This is a genomic window from Oligoflexus tunisiensis (genome assembly GCF_001748245.1).
GTDB lineage: Bacteria > Bdellovibrionota_B > Oligoflexia > Oligoflexales > Oligoflexaceae > Oligoflexus > Oligoflexus tunisiensis.
This window is the reverse complement of record NZ_BDFO01000001.1, coordinates 1,133,268-1,146,144: the sequence shown is the minus strand read 5'-3', so window position 1 is coordinate 1,146,144 and position 12,877 is coordinate 1,133,268. Positions and strand designations below refer to the sequence as shown.

Annotated in this window: 9 protein-coding genes; 2 read left to right on the top strand and 7 right to left on the bottom strand. The window is 55.2% G+C overall.

Annotated elements, in window-relative coordinates; all coding sequences use genetic code 11:
- On the bottom strand, nt 1-741 hold the full coding sequence (locus tag OLTU_RS05040; protein ID WP_141731664.1) for a rhomboid family intramembrane serine protease: 741 nt from the start codon (nt 739-741) through the stop codon (nt 1-3).
- A 151-nt stretch (nt 742-892) separates the two neighbouring features.
- Here OLTU_RS05040 and OLTU_RS05035 point away from each other — a divergent pair, with 151 nt between their 5' ends.
- Nucleotides 893-2,062: a hypothetical protein gene (locus tag OLTU_RS05035; protein WP_176736341.1), complete on the top strand. Its 1,170-nt coding sequence runs from the start codon at nt 893-895 to the stop codon at nt 2,060-2,062.
- Here the strand turns inward: OLTU_RS05035 and OLTU_RS05030 are convergent.
- The 3 genes from OLTU_RS05030 to OLTU_RS05020 all read right to left on the bottom strand — a co-directional run bounded on the left by OLTU_RS05030 (nt 2,016) and on the right by OLTU_RS05020 (nt 6,724).
- Nucleotides 2,016-2,807 (bottom strand): hypothetical protein, encoded by a 792-nt coding sequence (locus OLTU_RS05030; protein ID WP_141731663.1) that lies wholly within the window; start codon nt 2,805-2,807, stop codon nt 2,016-2,018. The two genes, OLTU_RS05035 and OLTU_RS05030, sit on opposite strands and share 47 nt — an antisense overlap.
- Nucleotides 2,804-4,603, bottom strand: a complete 1,800-nt coding sequence (locus OLTU_RS05025; RefSeq protein WP_141731662.1) for a DeoR family transcriptional regulator — start codon at nt 4,601-4,603, stop codon at nt 2,804-2,806. The genes OLTU_RS05030 and OLTU_RS05025 overlap by 4 nt, the downstream gene beginning before the upstream one ends.
- Before the next feature lie 141 nt (nt 4,604-4,744).
- Nucleotides 4,745-6,724 carry a PAS domain-containing hybrid sensor histidine kinase/response regulator gene (locus OLTU_RS05020; protein ID WP_218109846.1) on the bottom strand — a complete coding sequence of 660 codons (1,980 nt, stop codon included), beginning with the start codon at nt 6,722-6,724 and terminating at the stop codon, nt 4,745-4,747.
- 231 nt (nt 6,725-6,955) lie between these two features.
- On the opposite strand from OLTU_RS05020, the gene OLTU_RS05015 reads away from it, so the two are divergent.
- Complete coding sequence (locus OLTU_RS05015) at nt 6,956-7,984, top strand: hypothetical protein (protein ID WP_141731660.1); 1,029 nt, start codon at nt 6,956-6,958, stop codon at nt 7,982-7,984.
- A 7-nt stretch (nt 7,985-7,991) separates the two neighbouring features.
- Here OLTU_RS05015 and OLTU_RS05010 read toward each other — a convergent pair whose 3' ends face one another.
- From OLTU_RS05010 to OLTU_RS05000, 3 genes are all read right to left on the bottom strand, one after another.
- Complete coding sequence (locus OLTU_RS05010) at nt 7,992-10,037, bottom strand: tetratricopeptide repeat protein (protein WP_141731659.1); 2,046 nt, start codon at nt 10,035-10,037, stop codon at nt 7,992-7,994.
- Between the two features lie 9 nt (nt 10,038-10,046).
- On the bottom strand, nt 10,047-12,092 hold the full coding sequence (locus tag OLTU_RS05005) for an adenylate/guanylate cyclase domain-containing protein (RefSeq protein WP_176736339.1): 2,046 nt from the start codon (nt 12,090-12,092) through the stop codon (nt 10,047-10,049).
- A 69-nt stretch (nt 12,093-12,161) separates the two neighbouring features.
- Nucleotides 12,162-12,791: a hypothetical protein gene (locus OLTU_RS05000; protein ID WP_141731657.1), complete on the bottom strand. Its 630-nt coding sequence runs from the start codon at nt 12,789-12,791 to the stop codon at nt 12,162-12,164.
- Nucleotides 12,792-12,877 lie beyond the last annotated feature (86 nt).

Genomic DNA, 12,877 nt, shown 5'->3' with positions numbered 1-12,877 from the left:
TTACCTCCAGAATCCACGGTACGGATAATCGTCGATGGCCTCATCCGGGTACCACGGTCGATACTCTCTTGAGGAGAGCAAAAAGAAGCGATAGAGGATAAAGCCTGCCACAAAACCACCGACATGAGCCCAGAACGCTATGCCACCGACTTCCTCGACAACATCGAGTGTGGCGGTCCCCCGAATCACTTCCATAAGAAACCAGTAGCCCAGATAAAAAAAGGCGCTCATCTCGAAAAAAATCGGGATGAAGAGCACCGGAAAAAACATGATCAGCCGCGCGCGCGGAAAGAGCGTGAAGTAGGCCCCCATCACACCGGCGATGGCCCCCGATGCCCCGACTGTCGGAAGGGTTGAGTCCGGATTGAGAAACATGTGGGTGAGAACCGCGATCAGTCCGCACAGCAGATAAAAAGCCAGAAAGCGCAGGGAACCCATGCGGTCCTCGACATTGTCACCAAACAACCAAAGGGACCACATATTGCCAAAGAGATGGAAAAAACTGCCATGAAGAAACATATGCGTGACAAAAGGCCAGGGTGTAGGCATCAGTTCCAGGGCGGCTCGCCAGTCCGGGGACGTGTAACGGGCTGGCACAAGGCCGAAGAGATAGGCGAGCACTTCGCGGTATTCGAACGGCATGGAGCTTTGCAAAAGGAAAATTACCGCATTGATGATGATCAGCGAAACCGTTGCAATCGGCGCATGCCTGGATGGGATTGTATCGCGAATCGGGATCATGCTGCCTCCCTTTCGCAAGGTAGCATGATGAAGGAGAGGGCGGAATGGAGGATCCTGGCTGCACTGGTGAGATTGCGCAATCCTTCACATTCGCGATAAGGGCTGTGGTCATGCTAGGATCCGGTTTTATCATGAACGGGAGAGTGGCCCTATGCTTTATCTTCACGATCAATTTCCGGCGCTTTATGAACAGCTGCTGCCCGACATCATGCAACAAACCATTCCGCGTGAGACGAAAGCCAACTGTTCGAATTGCGGCATGACGCAGAGGGACTCGGCGCTGGGAGCAGCGCAGCGGCATCTGTTTCGGGCAGATACAAAATGCTGTACGTATTATCCGCGGCTGATGAACTATCTGGTCGGCGGGCTGCTGCAGGACGAACGACCGGCCTTGGGGGAAGGAAAGCGGAGGATGCGGGAAAGGATTCATTCGCGGATTGGGGTGACGCCGTGGTGGGTCGCATCCTCCCTTCTGGATCAACACCTTTACAATCATGCGAAGGATTCCTTTGGGAAGGCGGCGCGTTTGCGTTGTCCTTATTATGCGTCGGACGAGGGAGCCTGTACGATCTGGGCTTATCGGGAGGCGGTTTGTTCGACTTGGTATTGCAAATATGAAGCAGGCAAGGATGGTTTGAATTTTTGGGTCAGCCTGAAGGGTTACATAAGTCTGGTGGAAAGGCAGCTTTCCCGGTATGCGATGCTGCGGCTGGATGCCGAGCTGGTGCTGGATGATGCGATGAATGCCTACTACGGCCAGGAGGGTCTGACTCAGGAGCAGCTGGATGGGGAGGCGCCCGATGAGGCCCTTTATGCGAGACTCTGGCGACAGTATGCGGGGCGTGAAGAGGAATTTTATCGAAACTGTTATGAGATCGTTTCGGGTTTAAGCGCCCTGGACGTTCAAAAGATTTTAGGACTGGACGGGCGGATCAAGAGCATCGATGTGCAGCGCAAGCTGGACGTTTGCAAGGAAACTGAGCTGCCGGATCGATTGAAGCTGAATCCGCAGGTCACCATGCGTTGGCTGGAGAGTGGGGAGATCGCTCTGTCGGCTTATAGTGAGTATGATGCGCTGGCATTGCCGGGCATTGTTTATCCCATGCTCGTGGCGTTTGATGGACGGCAGTCGTTAGCAGAAACGCGGAGGACGTTGCAGAGGGAGTATCAGGCGGATTTAGCGGACGAGGTTTTGCTGGCGCTTTATCGCTATCGGATTTTGGAGAAGGCAGAGGCTGATCGTAGGCCAGCCTCTCCTGGTCTGCCGCCTTTCGTTATCGATTCAGCCGCTCACCATACCAGCGACCCTCGCGGACCTTAACCGTCCCACCACTGGTTGTCTTATAAGAACCGAAAAAGCCTTCAAACTTATTGATCTCTTCATTGAAGCTGAAATCAAACCAACCCTCGCTGCCCGCTGCGGCCCAGTTTCCCGCCGCATGGAAGGCCGTCCAGCGGACCTTGCTGAGATCGCCTCGGGAGCCATTGGGATAGGTCAACTGATAGCCATCGGATGTTTCCACAAAGGAGATATTCACCTCGCCACGGCCGCCATCGCGCTCATTCACAAAATAGGTGGACCACCGTCCCGCAGGGGCCGCGTTCACCCACTTGATGGATCGTCTCTTCAAGGCACCGAGGAAACCGATCGGTTCGTTGCCGGAATGTTCAATGAATTCGGACGAGATAGCCAGAGCGTCCCGCTGCAGCTGGGGATCCTCAAAGCGTCGGAGTATAGCGGTTCTTGCCAGCTCCTTGTTCATTTGCAGGCCTTTATGTCTGACCACGCAGCCGGGTTCATCTCCGACACCCATGCAGACAGCCGTTCCCTTGGGGCCCGAAAAGGTGCGAATCCCATCAACTTCGCTCTGCAGGTCCAGACGAACATTGTTGGGAACACCGGTCAATTCCGCCGGAAGGGTGTACAGCATCACTCCATTTTGCACCTCGAAACTCAGAGGAAAACGAGCCAGCGGCTCCTTGTCCTTGCTGGTGGGAGCGTAATAGTCCTGCGCAAAGAGAACGGATGAACAGAGCGAGATCAGACCAATAAATACTTTCATCATATGTGATTTCCTTCTTCCAGTTGGATGTTTTGCGGTAGTGCGTAACACGTATTGCGGCCTTTTCCGGTGCGCATGAGCAATCCACGTTCCGTCAGGTTCGACAGATCGCGCGACGCGGTGACCTTCGACGTTTGAAAGAGATGCACATAGGCTTGAATATCCACAGTCTCATTCTCCCGCAGGTACTGCAGGATTTTGAGCTGACGAATATTCAGATCGGTTGAATGACTCCTTTCATCATCTTCCGCCGCTGCCACCGGGAGACTTTCATACAGCGGGAAAAAATTCACCTTGATATCGGGGCGCAGGCAATAACCCTCACCATGGGAATTGATCCAGTCCTCACGTGATCCCAGCACCGAGCGAAGCCGGTAGACAAGTCCATAGATCAATGGATCATGTCGAAGTGGGTGGTATGTATAGTTCCAGATCCCTTCCACCAGGGCGGCTTTGGTCTGGGGACCGTTCAGCAGAAGGCGAACGAATTTCTGCATCTGCAAAGTCACCGCCGCTTCGGACTTTATGATATCTCCCTGATCAAAAATAAAGAGCGATTGCGGTTCCAGATCAAAATAAAGGACGCGATCCTCCCGGCTGATGGGTAACTGCTTATAAAGCAAGGACAGCAGGCCTGACTTCAGGATGTGCTGAACCTTGGCCAGAGCGCTCAGATCCGGGCTTTCCAGACTGTCCAGGAAATCACCCATAGGGTCCTGCGCCCAGTCCGCTGTTTGCTTTTGCCCATGCCGTCGCATTTCAATCCGTCTTGAGATGGCATAACTATATTTGCGAAGCCAATGCTGAACAAACCTCTGCATGTCCGGGCTATCTTCTTCCCTACGAATCAGTCGCTTCAGGCCGCTCACCTTGATGAGAAGGCGTTCGTCAAAGTCCTCCCGAGCAAAACGATTCAGATCATCAAGGTACTGTATGGCTGACTGATCACGTCCGCTCAGATAAGCGAGGTAGGCTTTGCGGAAGAGCAGGAGGCCATGGTGTCGACGATGGCCAAAGCGCTGAATCAATCCGCCTGCTTCATCGAGAGCTTCCGATGAGCCCTGCAGATCGCCGCGCAGAGCGAGCTGATGCCCGAGCTCCAGGTAGAGATAGCTGAGCGAATAGTTGTTGGTTTCAAGCGAAAGACTGCCGATTTTCTGGCGCAAGCTGGCCAGCGCATCGGCACCGAAGGGCTTGGTCTCCAGCTGATAACCGGCCAGAGCTGTTTCGATAATTTGCACATGCTGACAATGACCCAGGCTGGAAAAATACTGATGCGCTTTTTCCAGCGAGGCCATTCCCTTTTGGATCTGACCGAGGTTGATTTGCAAATGTCCCATCAGATCGGTGGCCAGCGCACGACCAAAGAAAAATTCAGCGGCCCAGGCGGCCGACAGGGCCTGCTCCGCATAATACAGGGCAATGGAAATGCGATGACGACGCCAGTAATAGAAGGCCGTGGCCTGGTGGCGAAAGAATTGGGACAAAGGCGTAGGATGCCGGCGCTGGATGCGCCCCAGTTCCCGTAAATCGCGCAGAGCCTCCGAGAGACTGCCCTGCCTTGCAGCCGCGATGGCGACATAGGCGAGGGATGCAGCGAGAGTATCGTCACTCAGATGAGGGCGCCACAAACCGAGGAGGGTCCGCGCCTCGGGCAGACGGCCGACAAAGCAGAGTGAGCCGATGAGATAGGGCTGGCCTTCGGCTGGACGGCGAAAGTCCGGTCGATCCACGGTTTCCTTGAGAATGATATGATGTTCGCCGCGTACAAAGAGTTCTTCCAGCTTCTGCAGATCCATGACATCCCGCTTCCTGTCTATTTGGACTTACCCACGCATGGAGTCTCTCATAAAGCTGGTACCGATTAAAGTCAACCAACCTTGACGGATCTGATGTGATTCGATGTGATTCTAAATTTCCAGCCAGCTCATGAGGCCACTCTAACAGGGATAGGATCCGCTCTTCCTGGCTCTTGGCATGCGCTCGAGGACATTCAACACCTCAGGCAATTGCACGGGTTTGGTCAAAAACTCATCGAATCCAGCCTTTAAGCAACGCTCCCGTTCCCCATTCAGGGCATGCGCGGTCACCGCCACGATGGATCCCTTAAAGCCCTGTGCCCGCATGGCGCTCATGGTCTGCATGCCATCCAGCACGGGCATCTGCAGGTCCATCAGCACCACATCAAAATCCTGCCGGGCAACCAGGGTCAAGGCCTCCTGACCCAGGCTCGCTGTTGCCACCAGCGCTCCATTTTGCACGAGCAGATAACGCAGAAGTTCCCGGATATCATCGGCATCCTCGACCAGCAGCAGGCGCCGTCCCTGCAGACGCCGCTGCGACTCCTCCATCGATAAAGTCGATCCGGATGGGGAACTTCCAGCGCTGCAGCTCATCCCGGCCGTAGAGCCGATGGGAAGAATCATCCGCATGTCCGTTCCCGCTCCGGGCGCGCTGCGATGGATCTCAACATCGCCCCCCAGCAGTTGCGCCAGACGTTTGGCCAGCACCAGCCCGAGGCCGGTGCCACCGAACTTTCGGGCGATGGAACCATCGGCCTGCACAAAGGGCTGAAAAAGTTTTCCCTGCTCCATTTCACTGAGCCCAATGCCGGTGTCACGCACCCAAACCTGCAGCTCCTGCGCTCCGGGGCCTCGTTCGACGAGCACGTCCACCGAACCACGTTCCGTAAATTTCAAGGCATTGCTCACAAGGTTATCGAGCACCTGGCGAAAGCGCAGAGCATCCATCATGATACATCGCGGCACATCCCCCTGCAGACGGACCCGAAAGTCGAGCTTTTTTTCCTGGGCCTTCAGGGCAAAACTGTTTTCCAGCTCATGCAGAAGCAGCGCAAGATCCACCGGTTTTTTTTCCAGTTCGATCATCCCCGCTTCGACCTTGGACAGGTCCAGGATGTCATTGATAATAAGTTCCAGCTGCTTGCTGGCCCGCACGACACTGTTGCTCCAATGCCGAATGGTATCGGGTTCCGCTCCACTTTTCTTTGCAATCAGATCCGCATAACCACGGATGACGGTCAGCGGAGTCCTGATCTCATGGCTCATGTGAGCCAGAAAATCAGATTTCACCTGATTGGCTTCCTCGGCCTTATGTATAGCCTCCAGAGCCTGCTGCTCAAAATATTTGCGCGCGGTAATATCGATGGAAATGGCGCAAACTTCCCCCACCTCGCCGTTGGATTGAATCAAAGGGTACTTATAGGTGAGATAAGTATGAAAGGTTCCATCAGCATGTTGGACGGTTTCCTCAGCCTCAACAGCGTGTCCGGCTTGAAATGCGGCCAGATCGTTTTCCCAGAGACGTGTGGCCACCTCATGCGGAAAGAGTTCAAACACGCTGCGATTGATATACGCTTCGGGCGAAGGCCCCTTGAGCACACCGAACATGCGATTGGTGAGGCGCACCACTCCGTAGCGGTCCTTGATTGATATCAGCACCGGCGCCAGATCCACGATGGCCCGCAGGCGGCGCAGTTCCTCGATCTGAGCATCGCTCAGGGCCGGAGCCGGCACCTCATGGATGATCTGCAGAATGCATTCGCTGCCAGATTCAGGCAAAAGATAAATATCAAAGGTCCGATGCCAGGGATCATCCCGCAGGCGACAACCTTGAACGATCTGAACTCCTTCCGTGCCGCAACGCTCCAGGGCGGGTCGGATCAGCTGTTCGCAACTGACGGCATCCCAGACATCCCCAAGACTGCTCTTCACATCATCCCGCAGAGTTGAATCGATCAGCTTGCGAAACGCGGGATTGATGGCCATGTAACGCTCGTCCCGATCGACCCGCGCTCCGGCTCGACCGGATTGAGCCAGCACCGGTGGAACTTCGCTCGCAGCAAATTCCACAAAGCCTGTGACACCGAATTCCTTGTGTCCTGGTTGGTATGAGTTCACAGGTCTGTTGTGCTCCGCGTCAGCATTTTTCATGACAATCAGTCCATCCCGCCCATGGCGCCCACATCTTAGCAATTCTTCTGCAAAGCTGGAATGATCCTGCACGGATTGCATATTTTTCCAGGCCGTCCTGTATGAAGCGGGAAAGCCTGAACACTTCGGCGGGCTTGGCTCGATCGGTTCAATTTTGTGCTGAACCCTGCCGATGCCTCCGCTGTGGAGGCTGGACATATGACAGGAGTTCGACTTTTCTTCATATTTGAAATCATGCTGCTCACCGCCTGCGGGGCTCCGGATTCCGAACCGGCCTCACCCGCGCCGGAGCGCATGGCGAAGACCGCCGATGCCAATGCGAATACGGAAATGTCAGCAGATCCTGATCCTGCGACAGAATCCGTCGACAATCCGTCGTCTCCGGAGCCCCTCGAACCTCTTGCAGAAACTCTGCCCCTTGCCCAATGGCGCAGCTGGGCTCCGCTCTGTGAGGGTCATCCTTCCAAGGGCGACTGCGATGATGGCGACGCTACACTTTTTTCTGGTCTTCTGTGTCTCTCAGGTGAAGAGGCCGGCTGTCAGGCCGTCCAGGCTGCTCAGGATTCCACGGGAAAATTCTGGCGTTCCCCACGGCGCGTAGGCGTGGAAGCGGCCAATTCCTTTTCCCGTGATATGGCTCTGGGTGTGCTCGCCTGGCTCATGGCATCCAAGGATAAAGCCGCAGCGCAGAGCTGGCTGCAATGGATCGATCAGAACTCGGTTTGTCAGATCAATGTCGGCGGCAACTGTCAGCTGCGCACCTACCGCTATTGTCGGGATGACAACGACGGACGCTGTTTTATCACGCCCGGCATGTGGACGATGATGCGTCGTGTCTGGGAATATCTCGAGCTGCCTCTGCATAAGGAAATGAAAACCATCGGCGAGAATACCCTCGTGGCCGAAGCCTCGCAGGCTCCCCTGGGCTATGCGCTGCATTTAAAGGCTGTGATGTTTTTCCTCTACCAGAAAATCGGCAGAAATTTTTCCTTCGAAGGGGATCTCATCAACATCATCATCGAGCGCCAGCCGGACAATCTTTTTTTCCAGTATCTTCAGGAAGGATCGAGAGTGCGTCTCCGGGAGGATCTGGAGAACCTTTGTCCGCGTGAGGAGCCGGAGGAAACCAAACAATGGACCTGGGAACGCGATACCGCCGAGAACGCTCAGCAGCATTCCATGGGCTGGGATTGCATCTTCCTGGGTCGCCTGCTCACCGCTCCCTGAGCTTGCCTCAGGCACTGGCTCGCAAAAGAGTATAGATCTCACCATCCTGACCCGATCGCAGACGATTGCGGCTCTGCAGATTCCCGGCCTCCAGATGCGTGGCCAGGGCTGCGGAAACCAGGGTATCACCCGGTGCACCGCGACCGCAGATGTGTTGCGCAGTCTCCACGCCGGGACCGAGGGCGGTATATTCCTTGCGAGTTTGCGGGCCCAGGCAGCCGACCAGACTTTCACTCTGATGCATGCCGATGCGCATGGCAAAGACCCAGCCGTCGGTTCGCTGCCAGTTGCGATTCAGTTCCTGGAGTTTATCCTGCATAAGTCGGGCACAGCGAACGGCCGCCTGCGCCTGCTGCTCCACAGGCAGCGTGGAAGGAGCGCCAAAGACAGCCAGAAGCGAACCGTTAACAAAGCTATCGATCATCCCGCCTTCGCGGCCAATGATCTCCATCATCTCATTCAGATAAACATTCAGGATGCGCCCCATGCGCAAGGGTCCGAGCAATTCCGTGGCCCGGGTAAAATCACAGAGTTCACAGTGCAGGAAGCTGACGATCTTATGCACCGGCTCCTCATCGAGCCTTTGCTGTCCCGCCAGCACAGCCTCAACCGTTTGCGTCGGCAGATAACGCTGCAGAAGACTTTTGTGCACGCTATCCATAAGATCCTGAATTTTCCGGCGTCGCTTGCGGACCCGGAAAAAATCCACCGCGAAAATCATGGCAATGACCGACACCGAAATGAGGATCCAGCTCAGAACCTCACCCTGCTTGCGACGGTTTTCCAGGTGCATGACCTGCATGCGCCCCTTTTGTTCGAGGCGCCGGTTTTCCTGGGCTTTGTGTTCAAGGTTGAAGAGGGCCGTATAATAGCGCGCACTGTCAGCATTCTTCTGGGCATTCTTTTTCACTTCCAGCCGGTTCATTTGCTCGAAGGCCTCATAGGCCTCCTTCCAGCGTCCTTGCAAAGCCGCGAGACGCCCTTTGAGTCGCATATGCTCCACCCTTTGATCAAGCGGAAGCATTTTTTCCGGGGCGGATTGAACGATCTTCCAATATTCCGCGGCCGCCTGGGCCTGACCCAGTTCAAGGTAAGCGCTCATCAGTCTCTGCGCGCCGTTGATGATCATGGCCCGGTTTTTGGTTTTCAAAAAATACTGATGAGATTTTTTGAAATAAGGCAGGGCTTCGGCCCACTTTTTTTCGCGCAAAAGAACACCACCGATATAACCCTGGCAGTAGGCGAGACCGGTCCAATCCTCAATTTCATAAGCCAGTTGAATACCACGCTCAAAGCTTTTTCGTGCCTTGTCATGCAGGCCTTTCTCAGCATAGGCGGAGCCGAGGTTGCTGACAAAAATTTGCAGGTCCTGACGTCTGGGTTTCGGTGAGGCTTCCGCCTGCTGCACGAGTTCCTCCAGAAGCTGGATGCCCTCATCATAACGAACTGTCAGGCCATCCAAATAAAAGACGGCCAGCTGATTGGTCACCCGCGCATAGGCATCCGTCATGGGCCGGCTCTTGATCAGCTCATAGGCCTGCAGATACTGAATCAGCGCCCCCTGATAATTCAGTTCCATGCGATCGAGATTGCCCTGTTCCGACAGAATAATGGCCTGGGATTCCACATCACCCAGCTTCAGGCTAAGGTCATAGGCACGATCCAGCGCGGTGCCGATGCCATCGATCTTTTCCCCTTCGAAGGCATAGGCCGCCTGGGCGAGCAGCAGATCGATCTCCGCCTTGGGATCGTTTAATTGCGGCAGAAGACGGGCGCCTTCCTCGAGCAGCGCTTCGGTTTGCGTGAAGACTTTGACCCGGCTTTCATAGTCCATCAGCAGGTGAATCTTCTTGAAGAGCAGATCCGGATGATCCTTCAGGTCGGGCCAGGCGCCGATTTTATCGAGCAGGGTCCGGGCCTTCTCAGGAATGTCATGCAGAAGATCCTTGGCCTGGTCCAGCTCCTGGCTGATCTGCTCCCGGCTTTGACCGAAGGCCAGCGTCGCCAGGAAAAGACCCGCGAGTAAAGCTGCAATGTTTACGAACCGTAACATGCCATCTCCTTAAGAGGCATTCACCTTCACCGCAGAGTCAGTCTCCAAAGTCAGTTCGGCGATGCGGATCGGCCTGGAAAGTCCTTTCACCTGCTGCAGTCCGAGATCCCGACTGGCAAAACCCCGGCTATGAGGCAGAACTGTTTCCGAGATCAGACATTGTCCGCCATGAGCCCCGGCCTCGAGCGCATCGGCCACCTGCACGGGCAGACCGAGCGCGGTAAAGTCACTGCGTTTTTCACAGCCGAAGCTGCCCACGATCATGCGGCCTTGATGGACAGCTGATTTCAGAAAGAGTGGCCGGTGGAGACGGGACTGCCATTTTTCATTGAGAATCTGCAGACCGGCCTTCATTTCCTGAAGGCATCGCAAGGCCTGCTGCGCGGACGCTGCAGGATCGAGGGGAAGCGGCGCTCCAAACAGAGCCATGATCCGCCCCCCACTGCATTTGTCGACGGTTCCGCCATGCAGGTGAACCGCACCACTCATGATCGCCAGAATATCGTTGAGCAGCTCCACGTCCTGAGGCGTCGGAAGAGTCTTCGTCCCAGGTCGAAAGCCTTCCACCGAAGCGAAAAGTACGGTGGCTGTCACTTCGCGTGGCTTTTCATCAAATTCCGTCTGCCCCTCGGCCACCGCATGAGCCAGCGACGGCGGCAGAAAGCGGCTCAAAAATTGTTCCCGCAGACGGCGATGCATTTGGAAGAGTTCGCTGGTTTTGCGTTTGACCCGAATAAAGTCGAACAGCAGGGAACATGCAATCAGAATGATGGAAATCAGAATCCAAATCTTCAGTTGCTGCTGCTCTTTTTCCTGTTCAATCTTCAGGCGCTGCAGACTTTCCTTCTCCTGCAGCTCGAGCCGCGCCAACTCCTGACGGGACGCTGCAAACTCCATGAGCATACGCTGGGTGCTATCCGCATCAAGGCGTTTGCTCTCTTCGCGGTTTTTTTCCCAGATGCCAAAGGACAGTTGCGCGGCCTTTTCATACTGACCCCGACTGGCGAGGAGGCGGGCTTTGTATTTGTCGAGATTCCGGGCTTTGGGGCCGTCGATGAGTTTGATCAGTCGTTCGGCTTCCGCAGTTTCGGATCGATGCAAAAGGATATCAATGAGCACCTGCCTGGCACTTTCCACGCGCACCTGATTGCCGACGCGTTCAAATTCCATCAGCGCCTTGCGTGTATTTTTTTCAGCTTCCTCGTATTGTTCTGCCTGCGCCTGTATCATACCCATGCCAAGCCAACCATAAGCCATAACCGTGGGATTACCGAGGGCCTCACCATAACGGAGAGCTTCCTCCATCGTTTCCAGAGCCTTGGGAAGGTTTTCTGAACTCATGTAGGCGAAACCCAGGTTATACATGATCTCAGCCCCTAGAAAGCGGCGGAGCTCCGTTTTCAGAAAACCACGCACCTCTTCCGCCAGCGCGAGGATGGTGCCCAGGTCCGCTCCTTCATGAACGTTCTGATAGGTTACGACCAGATCGTTGAGTATGGAGTAATAGTATTCATCCTTGGGCAGGTTCGGCAGAAGGGCCAGCACCTTCTGCATCATGCCGGTGGCCAGAAGAGGACGACCGGATGCCGAGGCCGCCGCGGCATAACTCGTCAGAGCCCGCGCGAGGATGGAAGCATCCCCATCGCTTTCAATCGCATCGACGAGTTGATCAAAAGCAGGCGCAAGCTCTTCCCATTCCGAAAGCCCCAGGGAGGAACCGGCATCGATTTGCGTCAGCTGCAGAGCATATTTATTGAGTTTGTCATCGATCCAGGCCCCCTGCTTCAGAGCGCTGCTCGCCACAGTACGGGCTTCATCAATCTGTTCCAGTTTGGTCATGGCCAGGGCCTGCAGGGCCTTGATCTGCAGCCACACTGAACCGGCCTTGTCACCCCCGACAGCCTCTTCGAGTTTTGCCGCACGCTGGATCGCTCGCTCCGGTGAATCAAACACCAGAATCTTGAGTTCAGACAGGTCCTTCTGAACGTCAAGAGCCAGACTCACCGAAGATGAGCCCAGCATCCACATCCAAAGTATGGGAAGGATTCGAAACATGACACTCCCGTATTCTTCGGTCTGCATCGGAAGATCCTGATGAGACTGAAGGATACAGGAGTCAGGGACTTAACGACTGGGCTTGGGAAATTCGATAATTGTCGCGCCGCGACCTTCTGATTTCATAACTTGAGGACGTGGGGTGGTTTTACCGCGAGGATCCGCAGACGGGCTGCGGCTGACGATGGGCTCCTCACCCTGGCGGACCATGAGCGTGGCCAGGCCGCCTTCCTCAAGCAATTTGCTTGCCGCGAGACCAGCGCGTATGACATGCGCCGTCCGGATATCCAGGTCCGGATTGCTCGGCAGCCGATCAATCCCGAGATTCTGCTGAGCACGAATGACGACCTGAACCGCCTCCTCGACCTGACCGCTCAGGAGATACAGTCTCTGCATGTCACTGTATAGCAGGCAAAGAAGACGGCGTAACTTCAGCGGCAAAGCCTTGCCTGTCCTGAGTTTGTGTTCCAGATGCAAAACGACGGGACCCAATAATACCACCGATTGCTGGTAGTTACCCATGCGATAATCCAAACGCGCCCGCAGCAACGCTGCAAACAGACGCTGACGCATCAGATAGCCCGCATGATCTGCCAGCTGAAAGAGATGATCAAGACGCCGAAAAAAGCTCAGCGGAGCCGCCAGAACCAGACAGATTCCCAGTCCTAAGGATTCAAGAAATTCCAGCATGATCTTCATAACTCTACTCTTTATTCTCTACCAGCACGGTAAGTGGGGAATCGAGACTCATGATCTACCACGTTTTTCGTGCAGATTCCATTCCA